Here is a 16,731-nt window from a genome sequence, read left to right as displayed (position 1 = left end):
AAGCATGGGATATTTTGATTATTCAAGAGAACCGCAAAGTGATATTGCTTTTGTAGATATGAAATCTTTCTATGCGAGTGTAGAGTGTGTTGAACGTGGGCTACACCCTCTTAAGACTTCTCTATGTGTGATGAGCAGGGCTGAGAATGCTAATGGTTTGATATTAGCCTCCTCCCCCATATTTAAGCAGGTTTTTGGCAAGTCAAATGTTAGTCGTTCTTACGACTTACCTTTTGACATTCATTCTCGTAAGTTTCATTATTATAATGCCAAAAAGCAGGGACTTCCAACGGATAGAGCTTTTGTAGATTACATCGAATCTTGGGCCAAGGTTACCTTTATCGTTCCTCCTAGAATGGATATCTATATAAAAAAGAATATCCAGATTCAACACATTTTCCAGAATTATGCCAGTGTTGAAGATATTCTTCCCTATTCCATTGATGAGGGTTTCATTGATCTCACGTCGTCACTGAATTACTTTATTCCCGATAGGACTATTACTAGAAAAGATAAGTTAGATATGATTTCAGGGCGTATTCAAAGAGATATTTGGAGGGAGACAGGTATTTACTCGACAGTTGGAATGTCTAACAGCAATCCCTTATTGGCTAAGTTAGCTCTTGATAATGAGGCTAAACATACGGCTACTATGAGAGCCAACTGGTCCTATGAAGATGTCGAGACTAAGGTTTGGAATATTTCCCATATGACTGATTTCTGGGGGATTGGTAAGCGGATGGAGAAGCGGCTAAACAAGTTGGGAATTTGCTCCATTCGAGAACTTGCTAATAGCAATCCTGATATTCTTAAAAAGAAGTTAGGTATTGTAGGTTTAGACCTCTTTTTTCATGCTAACGGTATTGATGAGAGTAATGTTCATAAACCTTATAAACCAAAGTCACATGGCTTAGGAAATTCTCAAATCTTACCACGAGACTATGAGCGTCAAGCTGATATTGAATTGATTCTAAGAGAGATGGCGGAACAGGTAGCCATTAGGTTAAGACGGGCTCATAAGAAAGCTTGTCAAGTTTCCATTAGCATTGGATTTTCAAAGTTAGAGGGCAAGCGTTCACTACAAGCACAGATGAAGATTGAACCTGCTAATAACACAAGGATATTAATAGGACATGTCATTGCACTCTTTAGGAAGAAATATCAAGGAGGGGCTGTTCGAAGTGTGAGTGTCTCTTATGCAAATTTTGTAGATGAAGGGCTTCAAATTCTTTCTTTATTTGATAATCCAGATGACATTGATAAAGAAGAAAGGCTTCAAGCAGCTATAGATAGTATTCGTCAGGAATTTGGCTTTACGACCATTCAAAAAGCAACTTCTTTACAGGAGGCATCTAGGAGTCTTGCTCGAAGTAAGCTTATTGGTGGACACTCGGCTGGGGGATTAGATGGCTTAAAATGATAGACCGTAGTTACCTTCCCTTTCAATCAGCTAGGGAACATAAAGATAGGGGAATGATGAAGTGGATGGGCTTTTTCTTGTCGGAACACACAAGTTCCCTACATGAAGATAAGACTAAAGAAAATCTTACGAGTCATTTGGATGATTTAGAGAAGTTTACTTTATTAAACCAGCTTTATTCAGGTCAATTATTGGGAAATTTCCAGATAAAGGATCAAGGTAGGTGCTGTAGATGTAGTGGCTATGTGGTTGACTTGGATTTTAATCAAGTTACTATAAAATCTTGCAAGCGACATAAATGTATTCTAACAAAGGATATATTAGGAATTAGTTTGGAGGTTGAAAACATAGATGAGGAAGAGAAAAATTTATGATGATAAACTTCAAATTGACTATTTTTCTGCTAGCTATTTAAAATTTGAAGAAGACTTTTATCGCTATTCTGCTATGGATATTCCCTTAACCTTTTTGACGGATGATATTATGAGGGAGATGGCCATCAGTCAAAAGAATTATTTTTTATTAAATAAAGAGAATGCCAGAGATGGACGCAATCATTATTTCCATTTTGAAGTCAGCCTACCGGATTCCAAGACACTTGTGAGACAGTATAGATATCTTGGGAATGATTGAAATATAGCTATATCAGCAGAAAAAATAGTACTTATCGAATTTGTATAGAGACTTTTCAAGAAAGTTTTCGCAAGCTAAGAAAAACTTTATGTAAGCGTTGATATTACCTCTGTAAGTGCTATAATGAAGGTGTTAAAAGTTATCATATGGAGGTAATTAAGATGAGAGCAGTTGTTGTTAATCAAGCAAGCACAGGTGTTGAAGTTGTTGATCATGAAAAACCAGCAGTAGTAGGTCATGGCCAAGCTTTGGTTAAAGTTGAGTACTGTGGCGTTTGTCATACTGACCTTCACGTATCTCATGGAGACTTTGGTCAAGTACCAGGTCGTATACTGGGCCACGAAGGTATTGGTATTGTCGAAGAAGTTGGCGAAGGGGTTGAAACACTTAAAAAAGGTGACCGTGTATCAATCGCTTGGTTCTTCGAAGGATGTGGTTATTGTGAATACTGTACAACTGGTCGTGAAACACTCTGTCGTTCTGTAAAAAATGCTGGTTATAGTGTTGATGGTGGTATGAGTGACTATGCTTTGGTTACCGCTGACTATGCTGTGAAAGTTCCAGAAGGACTTAATCCTGCTCAAGCTTCATCTATTACCTGTGCGGGAGTTACAACATATAAAGCTATTAAAGAAGCTAAAGTTGAACCTGGTCAATGGGTAGCTATTTATGGTGCCGGAGGACTAGGTAACTTGGCTATTCAATATGCTAAGAAAGTTTTCAATGCACGAGTAGTGGCTGTTGATATCAACCAAGATAAACTTGATTTGGCTAAAGAATCTGGTGCTGATTTAGTGGTGAACGGTAAAGAAGTTGAAGATGTAGCAGGCTATATCCAAGAAAAAACTGGCGGTACACACAGTGCTGTTGTAACAGCTGTTTCTAAGGTTGCTTTCAATCAGGCTATCGATAGTGTACGTGCTGGTGGAACAGTCGTTGCGGTTGGTCTCCCATCTGAATATATGGACCTCTCAATTGTCAAAACAGTTCTAGATGGTATCCGTGTTGTTGGATCTCTTGTAGGTACACGTAAAGACTTAGAAGAAGCCTTCGACTTTGGTGCACAAGGATTGGTAGTACCGGTTGTTGAAACTGTTCCTGTTGATACAGCGGTAGAAGTCTTTGATCAAATGGAAAAAGGTGAAATTCAAGGACGTAAAGTATTGGATTTCACTAAGTAAGCAAACATCTATCTATGCTATCCTGACTATGTGAAGAGTCGAGTGGTGTAGACTTGCACTGATACCAGAAAGTTAGACAAATAATTTAAGTGAAGGATTTAGTTCTCTACTATATAGGACTAGGTCCTTTAGTTTTACCTTAATTCGTCTGTTGTTGTAATAGGCTCTGACCTTAAAAAGATAGACAAAATTTTATTCATATGAAAAGTAGTAAAAAAGTTATATAATGATTTCGTAAATAAAGAGTTAAAGAATATTATCATTTATAACAAGGAGTATGAAATGGATTCTACCAACTTGGACTCGGAACTATTTATAGAGTTTAAGTCACGTGGGAAACGATGCCAACTTTTTTATATATCCGATAGCCATAGTGAAGGGTTATATGAGATTGTTTCTACTGAACGAGAACGTCTTGCTAAGTGGCTTCCTTGGGTGGAAAATATGAAAAGTCTTGAAAATGAAAAAGAGTTTATAAAGTATGCACGTGAAAAAATGGAGCGCAATGAGTTATTTATGTTAACAATTTGCGTAAATCAGAAACCAGTAGGGATGATAGATATACATAATATTGATTTACAAAAACATCAAGCCGAAATTGGATATTGGATATCAGAAAGATATGAAAATCAAGGTTTTGTAAAGCAGGGATTAAAAGAATTAATAAAAATCATTCCATCCAAATTTAAAATTGATAAGCTTTTGATTTATATAGATGTTGATAATGTTAGAAGTAAGTTTATACCAATCAGTTTAGGTTTTAAAAAGGAAAACGAAATCTCCCAATTCGAGTTCTATAATGGATTCTATCATGATTTTGAAATTTATGGACTCAATGTGAACGAAGGAAATATAGCAAATGATTAAAGTGAATTTTTTTACAAATAAATAATAATCAGAGAGTTCTGATTTTACCCCATTATCTAGGTATGATGTAAGAGTTAGTACTGAACAGCAGAAAAGGAAAAATTTTTCTGACCCCATATCATTGCTTATTGCTCTATTTTTGTAATTAAGATATAAAAAATCCCCACCAGAAAGAAATTCTGGTGGGGAACCAAATATAAGTAATTAGATTTTAGCGTTTTAAAACAATTTAAAATGCTGTTAAATCAATCAAGTCACTTTAAATTAGGTTTATATTTTATTCCCACTCTACTGTTGCAGGTGGTTTACTTGTAATATCGTAGACGATACGGTTAACGTGGTCAACTTCGTTAACGATTCGAACAGAAATCTTTTGAAGAACTTCCCATGGAAGTTTCGCAAAGTCAGCTGTCATACCGTCGATTGAAGTGATAGCACGGATAGCAATAGTGTAGTCGTAAGTACGGCCATCACCCATAACACCGACAGAACGAACGCCTGTGTTAACAGTGAAGTATTGCCATACATCACGATCAAGACCAGCTTTGGCAATTTCTTCACGAAGGATAGCGTCAGACTCACGAACGGTTTCAAGTTTCTCTTCAGTGATTTCACCCATAACACGGATGGCGAGTCCTGGTCCTGGGAAAGGTTGACGCCAAACGACTTCATCAGGCATTCCCATTTCAGTACCAAGGGCACGAACTTCATCTTTAAAGAGGGTATTAAGTGGTTCAATCAATTCAAATTGCATGTCTTCTGGAAGACCACCAACGTTGTGGTGAGATTTGATTGTTTGAGCTGTCTCAGTACCTGATTCAATAATATCAGTATAGAGCGTTCCTTGAGCTAGGAAGTCTACACCTTTAAGTTTGCTTGCTTCGTCATCAAAGACGTAAACAAACTCGTTACCAATGATTTTACGTTTTTTCTCAGGATCATCAACACCAGCCAAGAGGTCTAGGAAGCGTTTAGAAGCATCAACACGGATAATGTTAAGACCAAATTTACCTCCAAGCATCTCCATAACTTGGTCACCTTCACCTTTACGGAGAAGACCGTGGTCAACGAAGATACATGTCAATTGATCACCGATAGCTTTTTGCAAAAGGACACCAACAACAGATGAGTCAACCCCACCTGAGAGTCCAAGAAGGACTTTACGGTCACCAACTGTTTCACGGATTTGTGCAATTTGCATATCTACGAAGTTAGCCATTGACCAGTCACCTTTGGCACCACAGATACCAAAAGCAAAGTTTTTCAAGATATCATTACCATATACAGAGTGACGAACTTCTGGGTGGAATTGGATACCATAGAAGTTTTTCTCAGTATTTTCCATTGCGGCGAATGGGCAATCTACTGAGTCACCAACAAGATGGAAACCTTCTGGAATTTCTGTAACTGCATCACCGTGGCTCATCAGAACAACTTGTTCTTCAGGAGTTCCTGCAAAGAGTTCTGATTGGGTACGAAGGCGAAGTGTCGATTGGCCATACTCACGGTTACCTGCTTCACCAGCTGGAACAACTTTACCACCGAGTTTGTGGGTCAAAAGTTGCATTCCGTAACAGATACCAAGAATTGGAATACCAAGTTCCAAAATCTCTTCGTCAATACCAAATGCATCTTCGGCATAAACAGAGTTAGGACCACCAGAAAGTACGATACCGATAGGATTGATGGCACGGACTTCATCAGCGGTAATTTTATGGCTCTTCAATTCAGAGAAAACACCAAATTCACGAATACGACGTGCAATCAGCTGATTGTATTGGCTACCATAGTCTAGAACAATGATTTTCTGCACATCATTCAAAGTAGAAATGTCAGTCATTATTACCCTTTCTTTTTACGTCACACATGGACTCTTTCTTATGCAATCATTGTATCACAAATTTATGGACTTAGCACCTAGATTTATACGAGAAACTGTAAGTATCATACTCATCTTTACAATTCTGTTACTTTTTTTGTAAAATAGGGGTACAGAAGGGGGTATTAGATGTTACCAGCGTATATTCGCATACATGATAAGATTAAGGAAGATGTTGATGATGGTACTTGGAAAATCGGGCAACGTCTCCCTAGCGAGCGGGATCTTTGCGACACTTTTGATGTGAGTCGTATGACTGTGCGTCAGGCCATAACACTTTTAGTAGACGAGGGTATTTTAGAACGTAAACCAGGCAGTGGTACTTTTGTGGCCAGCAGTCGAGTTAAGGAAAAGATGCGTGGAACCACGAGTTTCACAGAGATTGTTAAATCCCAAGGCAAGAAACCGTCTAGTGAGCTTATTTCATATAAACGTGTGCATCCCAATGAATTTGAAATCAAGAATTTAGGTGTCCTACCACAGTCCTATGTGATTCGTATGGAACGTGTTCGCTTTGCGGATGATCTTCCAGTTGCCTATGAGATTGCCAGTATCCCTGAGAAAATTATCCGAGGTTTTAAGGAGTCAGAAATTACAGAACATTTCTTCAAGACACTGACCGATAATGGATATGAAATTGGGAAAAGTCAGCAGACCATTTCAGCTAGTTTGGCCAATAGTAGTTTAGCCAAGCACCTCAAGGTTAAGACTGGTGATGCTCTCCTAAGTTTGACACAAATTTCCTTCCTCCAAGATGGTCAGGCTTTCGAATATGTACGAAGTTACTATGTTGGTGACCGTTTTGAATTTTATTTGGAGAACAATTAGAAGTCACTGCTTTTTTCTGCATAAGAATCGTGCTAACACCATGATTTTATGGTAAAATGGAGCTTATGGAAATTGAAAAAACCAATCGCATGAATGCCCTTTTTGAGTTCTATGCTGCACTTTTGACAGATAAGCAGATGAACTATATTGAGCTCTATTATGCGGATGATTACAGTTTGGCAGAAATTGCCGAGGAATTTGGTGTGAGTCGCCAGGCAGTATATGATAACATCAAGCGTACTGAGAAGATTTTAGAAGCTTACGAGATGAAATTACATATGTATTCAGATTACATCGTCCGTAGCCAAATTTTTGATGATATCATGGAAAAATACCCAGACGATAGCTACCTCCAGGAACAAATTGCTGTGCTCAGCAGCATTGATAATAGAGATTAGATTCAAGCAGAAAGTAAGAGAGGAAATGATATATGGCTTTTGAAAGCTTAACGGAACGCTTGCAAGGCGTTTTCAAAAATTTAAGACGTAAAGGAAAACTTTCAGAGAAAGAAGTTCAAGAAGTCACTAAAGAGATTCGTTTGGCACTTCTTGAAGCAGACGTAGCGCTACCAGTCGTTAAGACATTTATCAAACGTGTTCGTGAACGTGCTGTAGGTCACGAAATCATTGATACTCTTGATGCTTCACAACAAATTATCAAGATTGTTAATGAAGAATTGACAGAGATTCTTGGGTCTGAAACATCTGAAATTGAGAAATCTCCAAAGATTCCAACAATCATTATGATGGTTGGTCTCCAAGGGGCTGGTAAGACAACCTTTGCTGGTAAATTGGCTAATAAGTTGATCAAGGAACAAGAAGCCCGTCCAATGATGATTGCGGCGGACATCTATCGTCCAGCAGCCATTGATCAATTGAAAACTTTGGGGCAACAAATCAATGTTCCTGTTTTTGATATGGGAACAGAGATACCAGCAGTTGAGATTGTCAAAAATGGTTTGGAACAAGCGCGTGCCAATAAGAATGACTATGTCTTGATTGATACGGCTGGTCGTTTGCAGATTGACGAGACTCTCATGCAAGAGTTGCATGATATTAAGGATTTTGCTCATCCAAACGAAATTCTCTTGGTTGTGGATAGCATGATTGGTCAGGAAGCTGCTAACGTTGCCAAGGAGTTCAACGAACAGCTAGATATCACTGGTGTTGTTCTTACAAAAATTGATGGGGACACACGTGGTGGTGCAGCTCTTTCTATTCGTGAGATTACAGGCAAGCCAATCAAATTTACGGGTACTGGTGAGAAAATTACGGATATCGAGACTTTCCACCCAGACCGTATGTCAAGTCGTATTTTGGGTATGGGTGACCTTCTTACCCTTATCGAAAAAGCTTCTCAAGAGTATGATGAGAAAAAATCTCTTGAGTTGGCTGAAAAGATGCGTGAAAACACTTTTGACTTCAATGACTTCATCGACCAATTAGACCAGGTACAAAATATGGGTCCAATGGAGGATTTGCTCAAGATGTTGCCAGGTATGGCTAACAATCCAGCCTTGGCTAATGTTAAAGTAGATGAGAAACAAATTGCTCGCAAACGTGCCATCGTATCATCTATGACACCTGAAGAACGTGAAAATCCAGATCTTTTGACACCAAGTCGTCGTCGCCGGATTGCCAATGGTTCAGGGAATACCTTCATCGAAGTAAACAAGTTTATTAAAGACTTTAACCAGGCAAAACAAATGATGCAAGGTGTTATGTCTGGTGATATGGAGCAAATGATGCGTCAAATGGGTCTTAACCCAAATAATTTGCCAAAAAACATGCCAAATATGCCGGATATGGGTAATATGGACATGTCTGCTCTTGAAGGCATGATGGGTGGCGCTGGTATGCCAGATCTTGGAAATATGGATCTTAGCCAAATGCTTGGTGGTGGCCTTAAAGGTAAGGTTGGTTCATTTGCCATGAAACATGCGATGAAGCGTCAAGCTAATAAGATGAAAAAAGCTAAGAAAAAACGTAAATAAGAAACATAGAACGCTAGGGCATTTTGCTCTAGTGTTTTTTCTGAAAAACATTGACTTATATAACTATACACTGTAATATACTAATGTATATACAATAAATAAAAAGGAGTAGATTATGAAACCGAAAAAGAGAATTCAAGAAATGACCTTTGCAGCTTTATTAACTGCAATTGCTATCCTTATCCCAAGTATCATGCCAATTAAACTAATCATCCCACCGGCTTCGTATACTTTGGGGAGTCATGTTCCAATATTTCTAGCCATGTTTATATCTCCCTGGGTAACTGCTTTTGTTATCTTAGCTTCTAGTTTGGGATACTTTATGGCTGGCTATCCGATTGTGGTTGTTTTTAGGGCCTTTTCACATATTATATTTGGCTTTTTAGGCGCACTCTATTTGAAAAAATTTCCACAAACGATAGAAAACCATAAATCATCATTACTTTTCAACTTTGTTTTAGGTCTTATCCATGCCATAGGTGAAGTTCTTGCTTGCGTGATTTTTTATTCCGTAACAGGAGAGGATTTCCAAAAACTGTTCTATGTTCTCTTTGTTTTAGTTGGTTTTGGCACTATTGTCCATAGTATGATAGACTATGTTATAGCATTAACGATTTTCAAAAGTATTCGAAAAATACGCTAATTGAAAGAGGGATGGTTGGTCTATGGCTTCAAATCGAAAACAAGAATTATTGGCACTCTTAAAGGGAGCTAAAGAGTCAATGAATGGACAGAGTTTGGCGGAGCATTTTGGTGTGACACGTCAAATCATTGTTCAAGATATTGCCCTCTTGCGTGCAGATGGTGCCCAGATTATTTCAACTAATAGGGGATATATCTATAAAAGTAGCGATGACAATTCTTATGTACATCGACTATTTAAGGTGAATCATAAAGTGTCCGATATGGAGGATGAGCTTTTGGCTATTGTTGATAATGGAGGCCGTATTCAAAATATCATGATAGATCATCCAGTTTATGGAGAAATTCAGACTTTGTTGAAATTGACTTGTCGTCGAGATGTTAGTCATTTTTTAGACCAGGCCTCGTCAAATGACTTTCGCCCCTTATCTGATTTGACAAACGGTGTTCATTATCATCTTGTCGAAGCAGATAGTGAGCAAGATATAGATTATATTGAAGAGGCACTTAACCATCTAGGATTTTTAGTTAAAGAATGAGATAAAAGAGAAATGTAAAAGTAGTTAGTTTCACTTGAAAACAACTACTTTTTTTGATAAACTTATGTTAGTTTATTAACTTACGGAGGTAGCCATGTTTTCAGGACAAAGACTTAAGGAAATTCGAGAAGCACAAGGAATGAGCCAAGCATCAGTAGCTAAGCATCTAGGAATTTCACGCTCCTCTTATTTTAATTGGGAAAATGGTAAGACGAAACCTAATCAAAAGAACCTTTCGGTTTTGGCCGAACTTTTTGGTGTAGCTGAGACCTATTTTCTTTCTGAGCATGAGATTGTAGAAGTCTACTTGGAATTAAATGAGGAAAATCGCCAAGAAGCTTTGCGACTCACTAAGGCTCTCCTAGAAGAGCAAGAAGCAGAAAAGCAAAAAGCACCTGTTGTTCCGCTTTACTCTTACAAAGTTTTCGAGCGTTTATCAGCCGGAACTGGTTACACTTACTTTGGTGATGGCAATTATGATGAAGTTTTCTATGATGAAGAATTGGATCATGATTTTGCATCATGGGTATTTGGAGACTCTATGGAACCTACCTACCTAAATGGTGAAGTAGTGCTAATCAAACAAACAGGTTTTGATTATGATGGAGCTGTTTATGCTGTAGACTGGGATGGTCAAACCTATATCAAAAAAGTTTATCGCGAGGAAGATGGGCTACGTTTAGTTTCTCTCAATAAACGTTATGGTGATAAGTTCGCACCCTATGACGAAGATCCTCGAATTATTGGTAAAATTGTCGGTAACTTTATGCCTGTTGAGGCTTAGTCAACTTTTATCGATTGGGCATCTTAAACTAAATCTGATATAATATAAGTAAAGTAAAGCCAAGTCTTTGGCTTTTTTTAAAGAGTTTAAATCATATTTTACTAAGAAAATAAAGAGGAGAGATAAACATGGCTACTATTCAATGGTTCCCTGGTCACATGTCCAAAGCCCGTCGACAAGTTCAGGAAAATCTTAAGCATGTTGATTTTGTAACAATTTTAGTGGATGCACGTTTGCCACTGTCAAGTCAAAATCCCATGCTAACTAAAATTGTTGGCGATAAACCAAAACTTTTAATTCTTAATAAGGCTGACCTTGCTGATAGTAATCGTACAAAAGAGTGGCGTAGCTATTTTGAGAGTCAAGGGATTAAAACCTTGGCCATCAATTCCAAGGAACAATCTACAGTTAAATTGGTGACAGATGCTGCTAAGAGTCTTATGGCTGACAAGATTCAACGACTACGTGAACGTGGTATTCAGAAAGAGACCTTGCGAACCATGATTATTGGGATTCCAAATGCAGGGAAATCTACCTTGATGAACCGCTTAGCTGGTAAAAAGATTGCTGTTGTAGGAAATAAACCCGGCGTTACAAAAGGTCAACAGTGGTTGAAGTCTAATAAAGACTTGGAAATTCTTGATACTCCAGGTATTTTGTGGCCTAAGTTTGAAGATGAATTGGTTGGATTGAAACTCGCTTTGACTGGTGCCATCAAGGACCAGCTATTGCCAATGGATGAAGTGACGATATTTGGACTCAACTATTTTAAAACTTACTATCCTGAACGTTTAGAGGAACGCTTCAAAGGGATTGACCTTGAAGAAGAGGCGCCAGAAATCATTATGGAAATGACTCGAAAACTTGGCTTCCGTGAAGATTATGACCGTTTCTATAATCTATTTGTCAAAGAAGTTCGTGATGGAAAACTAGGTCGTTACACACTTGATATTGTTGGGGTCGATACTGATGGTGACAATTAAAGAAGTCAAGGAGCAATTGGCAGCATTGACAGATCTTGATGACTACCGATGGGCAAGTTTTGAGGAAGATAGTCGAGCTGGTGTACAGACTGCCATTAAGCAACGTCGTAAAGCTATCCTAGCTGAGATTGCTGAGGAAGAGCGCTTAGAAAAGATGCTCAGTTACGAAAAGTCGCTTTATGCTCAGGGAGTTGAACTCATTGCAGGTGTTGATGAAGTTGGACGTGGTCCTTTAGCTGGTCCAGTTGTAGCTGCAGCGGTTATCTTACCAAAGCTTTGCAAAATAAAGGGTCTCAATGACAGTAAAAAGATTCCAAAATCTAAACATGAAGCTATCTATAAGCAGGTAATGGAGGAAGCAGTAGCTGTTGGTATTGGTATTAAGGATAATCATGTGATTGATGACGTCAATATTTATGAAGCAACCAAGCTTGCTATGGCTGAAGCTATTGAAAAACTGAGTCCCAAACCAGAACATTTGTTAATTGATGCCATGAGCTTGGACCTACCAATAGGACAAACATCAATCATAAAAGGGGATGCTAATTCTTTATCTATCGCAGCAGCTTCGATCGTAGCAAAGGTAACTCGGGATAAGATGATGGCTGATTATGATCAGGAGTTCCCTGGCTACGCCTTTGACCAAAATGCAGGCTATGGCACCAAAAATCATCTGTCTGGCATAGATAAATTTGGTGTTACACCAATTCATAGAAGAAGCTTCGAACCAATAAAGTCAATCATAAAAAAGTAGGTGAAGTGGCGTGATTTTAGCTATTGATATCGGAGGGACCTTTATCAAATTTGGATTAGTTGATAATGATTTTAGAATTAGCAACCAATCTAAAGTGCCGACACCATCGTCCCTAGATAATTTCTGGATAACTTTAGAGAGTATTATTTCATCATTTAAGAATGGTATTTCTGGTATTGCCATTGCATGCCCGGGCGAAATTAATAGTAAACGAGGTTTTGTTTTCAAGGGTGGTCTTATTCCTTATTTGACAGCCATTCCTCTTGGGACACGCTTGTCCAAAACATTTCAACTGCCTGTAAAGGTTATCAATGATGCTGATGCGGCAGCTTTGGCTGAAGCAAGATATGGTAGCTTACAGGATTTGGATTGTGGTGCTGCCTTGGTTTTAGGTACCGGTGTTGGCTTAGGCATTGTCTCACAGGGGGATTTGTTAACTCCTCTGTCGGTTACCCGATATTTGCGTTCTCCAAGTCCCCAAAGCAAGAGTCAAACGGCTCTCCCTTTCCAGTGGACCTTATTTAAGCAAGCACTGATTAGCCTTGTCGATAATAAAGGTTCTGCGGTAGGTTTCGTTCATGAAGCTAGTCAAATACTTGGTTTAGAACAGGATGATAGTTTAGTAGTTTTCTCAGCTTTAGATGAAAATCACTCTGAACAACTAAAACGTCTATTTAAGGACTATTGTCATGAAATTGCTGTTCTGATTCTTAATTTGCAGAGTTTATTCAAGTTGGATGGAGTTGTTATCGGTGGAGGCATCAGCAGCCAAAATGCTTTGATAGAAGGTATTGTTAATGCTTATGAAGAGTCATTTAATGAAAAAACAGAATTAGGTTTTGAGCCGATAACAATTCAAGCTTGTCATTTCCATAACGACAGTAACCTTTTAGGAGCGGCATCATATTTTACTTCTGAAAATGCCTTATAATTAACAAAAGTTCCATGAAGGGGCTTTTTTTCTATTTCTCTTGCGAATAAAGAACTGGAGGTAGTTACATGAATAATTTTGAACTTTTTAAACTAAAAGCAGCTGGATTGACAAATTTAAATATTCTTAATATTTTAGACTATCAGAAAAATCAAGATAAAAAACTGAGCTTACGTGATATGGCAGTGGTATCTAAGTCTAAAAATGCAGTTCTCTTTATGGAAAAATACAAGAATTTAGATATTAAGCAGCTTAAGGAAGATTTTCAACGTTTTCCGACCTTATCAATTTTTGATAAGGAGTATCCCATTGAGCTGAAGCATAGCTATAATCCACCTGTCCTCCTCTTTTATCAAGGGAATATTGATTTGCTGAGTAAACCAAAGCTAGCTGTTGTTGGGGCAAGAAAGTGCTCCGAAATAGGCAAACAGTCTGTTCGAAAAATTGTTAGTGAACTTGGGAATCACTTTACTATTGTGAGTGGTTTGGCGCGTGGGATTGATACTTGTGCACATATGGAGGCCTTGAAAAATAAAGGAAAGACCATTGCAGTTATCGGGACAGGACTTGATGTTTATTATCCAAAAGAAAATAAAGCTTTGCAGGACTATATGGCCAAAAATCATTTAGTTCTTTCAGAATATGGACCGGGTGAACAGCCACTTAAATACCATTTCCCTGAACGAAATCGGATAATTTCTGGATTGTGTCAAGGGGTTATGGTGGTTGAAGCTAAGCTTCGCTCGGGAAGTCTGATTACTTGTGAGCGTGCCATGGAAGAAGGTAGAGATGTTTTTGCTATTCCAGGAAATATTTTAGATGGAAAGTCAGACGGATGTCATCACTTGATTCAAGAGGGTGCAAAGTGCATTACGACAGGGTTTGACATCCTTTCAGAGTTTTCTTGAAAATCAAACTTCTCCTATAGGGAAAAAGTTTTTTATTGACAGTTAAAGAAAAGGACGGTATCATGTTAGTTGCTCGGTCCAAGATGTTACATTTTTTAATGTCTTGTGACTAGATTTTAGACAGATTAGTGGCGCAGCCAGTTTATAACATTATAAGGAAATAGTCTATGGCGACAGCAACGACAACAAAAACAAAAACTAAAGCAACAAAGAAAACAACGGCTAAAAAGACGACTAAAAAGAGGGCGACACCAAAGAAAAATTTGGTTATCGTGGAGTCTCCTGCCAAAGCAAAAACCATTGAAAAGTACCTTGGGCGCAATTATAAAGTTGTAGCCTCTGTTGGGCATATCCGTGATTTGAAAAAATCAAGTATGTCTATTGATTTTGAAAACAACTACGAACCTCAGTACATTAATATTCGTGGTAAAGGACCTCTTATCAATGAATTGAAGAAAGAGGCTAAAAAAGCCAAGCAAGTCTTTCTCGCAAGTGACCCGGACCGTGAAGGGGAAGCCATTTCATGGCATTTGTCACATATTCTTGGATTAGAGCCAGAGGAAAAAAATCGTGTCGTCTTTAACGAAATTACTAAAGATGCAGTGAAAAATGCCTTTGTGGAGCCACGCGCCATTGACATGGACTTGGTAGATGCGCAGCAAGCTCGTCGTGTCTTGGACCGTATTGTGGGTTACTCAATCTCTCCGCTTCTTTGGAAGAAGGTTAAGAAAGGTCTTTCTGCAGGGCGTGTCCAATCGGTAGCTCTTAAGCTTATTATAGACCGTGAGAATGAAATCAAGGCTTTTAAACCAGAAGAATATTGGACAATTGATGGTGCCTTTAAGAAGGGGGCTAAGAAATTTCAGGCTAGTTTCTATGGCTTGGATGGTAAAAAGCTTAAGCTCAACAATAATGACGATGTTCAAGCTGTTCTTTCTCGTATTACAAGTGACGACTTCAACGTAGATAAGGTAGAGAAAAAAGAACGCCGTCGTAATGCACCATTGCCATATACTACCTCCTCTCTCCAACAGGATGCTGCCAATAAGATTAACTTCCGTACACGTAAGACCATGATGGTTGCCCAACAGTTGTACGAAGGGATTAATCTGGGGTCAGGAGCTCAAGGTTTGATTACCTATATGCGTACGGACTCTACACGTATCAGTCCGGTGGCACAAAACCAGGCTGCTGAGTTTATTACAGAACGCTTTGGTTCTAAGTATTCTAAGCATGGTAGTAAGGTGAAAAATAGCTCAGCGGCGCAAGATGCCCACGAGGCTATTCGTCCTTCAAATGTTTTCCAAACACCAGAAAGCATTGCCAAGTATTTGGATAAGGATCAGCTCAAGCTCTATACCCTTATTTGGAATCGTTTTGTGGCCAGTCAAATGACAGCTGCTGTATTTGATACGATGAAGGTGACCTTGTCTCAAAACGGAGTCATTTTCACAGCAAATGGTAGCCAAATCAAGTTTGACGGTTATATGGCCGTTTACAACGACTCTGATAAAAATAAAATGCTTCCTGATATGGCTGAAGGTGATACGGTTAAGAAGGTTGTGACAACGCCTGAACAACACTTTACGCAACCACCTGCACGCTATTCTGAAGCGACACTGATTAAGACGCTGGAAGAAAATGGTGTTGGTCGTCCGTCAACATATGCGCCAACGCTTGATGTTATCCAACGTCGCTACTATGTCAAATTGGTGGCTAAACGTTTTGAACCGACGGAGCTTGGGGAAATCGTCAATAGCTTAATCGTCGAATTCTTCCCAGATATCGTGGATGTTAAATTCACCGCCGAAATGGAGGGTAAACTTGATAAGGTTGAAATTGGTAAGGAACAATGGCAGAAGGTAATTGATGAATTCTTCAAACCTTTCCAAAAAGAATTGGAAAAAGCTGAAGAAGGTATTGAAAAAATCCAAATCAAGGATGAGCCTGCTGGTTTTGATTGTGACCTCTGTGGTCACCCAATGGTCATCAAACTTGGTCGATACGGTAAGTTTTATGCATGTAGTAACTTCCCAGACTGTCATAACACCAAGGCCATTACTAAAGAAATTGGCGTTACTTGTCCAACCTGTGGTCAAGGTCAGGTCATCGAACGTAAGACAAAACGTAATCGTGTCTTCTACGGTTGTGATCGCTATCCTGACTGTGAATTTACGTCGTGGGATATCCCTGTTGGACGTAACTGTCCTAAATCAGGCGATTACCTCGTCGAGAAGAAAGTACGTGGTGGTGGCAAACAAGTCATCTGTAGTAACGAAGAGTGTGACTACAAAGAATCTGTTGTTAAATAAAGACATAGCTATCTCAAGTTAAGACTTGGGATAGTTTTTTGTATTTTATCCAAAAAACTGATACTTTCCTTAAATTT

17 protein-coding genes are annotated in these 16,731 nt (G+C 38.7%); 16 read left to right on the top strand and 1 reads right to left on the bottom strand.

Going from position 1 to position 16,731, the window contains the following annotated elements:
• Positions 1-4 precede the first annotated feature (4 nt).
• The 5 genes from BSR19_RS05960 to BSR19_RS05940 all read left to right on the top strand — a co-directional run bounded on the left by BSR19_RS05960 (position 5) and on the right by BSR19_RS05940 (position 4,101).
• The gene (locus tag BSR19_RS05960) at positions 5-1,420 is read left to right on the top strand and encodes a Y-family DNA polymerase (protein ID WP_156246768.1); all 1,416 of its coding nucleotides are present in this window, start codon (positions 5-7) and stop codon (positions 1,418-1,420) included.
• Positions 1,417-1,794 carry a hypothetical protein gene (locus BSR19_RS05955; RefSeq protein ID WP_156246767.1) on the top strand — a complete coding sequence of 126 codons (378 nt, stop codon included), beginning with the start codon at positions 1,417-1,419 and terminating at the stop codon, positions 1,792-1,794. Before BSR19_RS05960 ends, BSR19_RS05955 begins: the two co-directional genes overlap by 4 nt.
• On the top strand, positions 1,772-2,053 hold the full coding sequence (locus tag BSR19_RS05950) for a DUF5960 family protein (RefSeq protein WP_037600001.1): 282 nt from the start codon (positions 1,772-1,774) through the stop codon (positions 2,051-2,053). The genes BSR19_RS05955 and BSR19_RS05950 overlap by 23 nt, the downstream gene beginning before the upstream one ends.
• Before the next feature lie 161 nt (positions 2,054-2,214).
• Complete coding sequence (adhP, locus tag BSR19_RS05945) at positions 2,215-3,234, top strand: alcohol dehydrogenase AdhP (protein WP_156246766.1); 1,020 nt, start codon at positions 2,215-2,217, stop codon at positions 3,232-3,234.
• A 282-nt stretch (positions 3,235-3,516) separates the two neighbouring features.
• Positions 3,517-4,101, top strand: coding sequence for a GNAT family N-acetyltransferase (locus BSR19_RS05940; protein WP_156246765.1), 585 nt, complete (start codon positions 3,517-3,519; stop codon positions 4,099-4,101).
• 277 nt (positions 4,102-4,378) lie between these two features.
• Here the strand turns inward: BSR19_RS05940 and guaA are convergent, their stop codons facing one another.
• Positions 4,379-5,941 carry a glutamine-hydrolyzing GMP synthase gene (gene guaA, locus BSR19_RS05935; protein ID WP_060971372.1) on the bottom strand — a complete coding sequence of 521 codons (1,563 nt, stop codon included), beginning with the start codon at positions 5,939-5,941 and terminating at the stop codon, positions 4,379-4,381.
• Positions 5,942-6,109: 168 nt separating this feature from the next.
• On the opposite strand from guaA, the gene BSR19_RS05930 reads away from it, so the two are divergent.
• The 11 genes from BSR19_RS05930 to topA all read left to right on the top strand — a co-directional run bounded on the left by BSR19_RS05930 (position 6,110) and on the right by topA (position 16,654).
• Positions 6,110-6,808, top strand: a complete 699-nt coding sequence (locus BSR19_RS05930) for a GntR family transcriptional regulator (protein WP_156246764.1) — start codon at positions 6,110-6,112, stop codon at positions 6,806-6,808.
• A gap of 65 nt (positions 6,809-6,873) precedes the next feature.
• Positions 6,874-7,206 (top strand): putative DNA-binding protein, encoded by a 333-nt coding sequence (locus tag BSR19_RS05925; protein ID WP_002883908.1) that lies wholly within the window; start codon positions 6,874-6,876, stop codon positions 7,204-7,206.
• A gap of 32 nt (positions 7,207-7,238) precedes the next feature.
• Positions 7,239-8,801: a signal recognition particle protein gene (gene ffh, locus BSR19_RS05920; protein ID WP_014634568.1), complete on the top strand. Its 1,563-nt coding sequence runs from the start codon at positions 7,239-7,241 to the stop codon at positions 8,799-8,801.
• Positions 8,802-8,916: 115 nt separating this feature from the next.
• Positions 8,917-9,444: an ECF transporter S component gene (locus tag BSR19_RS05915; protein ID WP_002883896.1), complete on the top strand. Its 528-nt coding sequence runs from the start codon at positions 8,917-8,919 to the stop codon at positions 9,442-9,444.
• Between the two features lie 22 nt (positions 9,445-9,466).
• The gene (locus tag BSR19_RS05910; protein ID WP_013990508.1) at positions 9,467-9,982 is read left to right on the top strand and encodes a transcription repressor NadR; all 516 of its coding nucleotides are present in this window, start codon (positions 9,467-9,469) and stop codon (positions 9,980-9,982) included.
• 94 nt (positions 9,983-10,076) lie between these two features.
• Positions 10,077-10,766, top strand: a complete 690-nt coding sequence (locus BSR19_RS05905; protein ID WP_013990509.1) for an XRE family transcriptional regulator — start codon at positions 10,077-10,079, stop codon at positions 10,764-10,766.
• Between the two features lie 128 nt (positions 10,767-10,894).
• Entirely contained in the window at positions 10,895-11,749 is an 855-nt protein-coding gene (gene ylqF / locus BSR19_RS05900; protein ID WP_014634567.1) for a ribosome biogenesis GTPase YlqF, read from the top strand.
• Positions 11,736-12,503, top strand: a complete 768-nt coding sequence (locus BSR19_RS05895) for a ribonuclease HII (RefSeq protein WP_156246763.1) — start codon at positions 11,736-11,738, stop codon at positions 12,501-12,503. The genes ylqF and BSR19_RS05895 overlap by 14 nt, the downstream gene beginning before the upstream one ends.
• Positions 12,504-12,513: 10 nt before the next feature.
• Positions 12,514-13,434 carry an ROK family protein gene (locus BSR19_RS05890; RefSeq protein ID WP_156246762.1) on the top strand — a complete coding sequence of 307 codons (921 nt, stop codon included), beginning with the start codon at positions 12,514-12,516 and terminating at the stop codon, positions 13,432-13,434.
• Between the two features lie 68 nt (positions 13,435-13,502).
• Positions 13,503-14,342: a DNA-processing protein DprA gene (gene dprA / locus BSR19_RS05885; protein WP_156246761.1), complete on the top strand. Its 840-nt coding sequence runs from the start codon at positions 13,503-13,505 to the stop codon at positions 14,340-14,342.
• Between the two features lie 167 nt (positions 14,343-14,509).
• Positions 14,510-16,654: a type I DNA topoisomerase gene (topA, locus tag BSR19_RS05880; RefSeq protein WP_037599980.1), complete on the top strand. Its 2,145-nt coding sequence runs from the start codon at positions 14,510-14,512 to the stop codon at positions 16,652-16,654.
• The last annotated feature ends 77 nt before the right edge of the window (positions 16,655-16,731 follow it).

Origin of the sequence: Streptococcus salivarius (genome assembly GCF_009738225.1) — a bacterium.
Classification (GTDB): domain Bacteria; phylum Bacillota; class Bacilli; order Lactobacillales; family Streptococcaceae; genus Streptococcus.
Note: the sequence above shows the minus strand (reverse complement) of the source record. Positions and strands in the feature narration are given on the sequence as shown.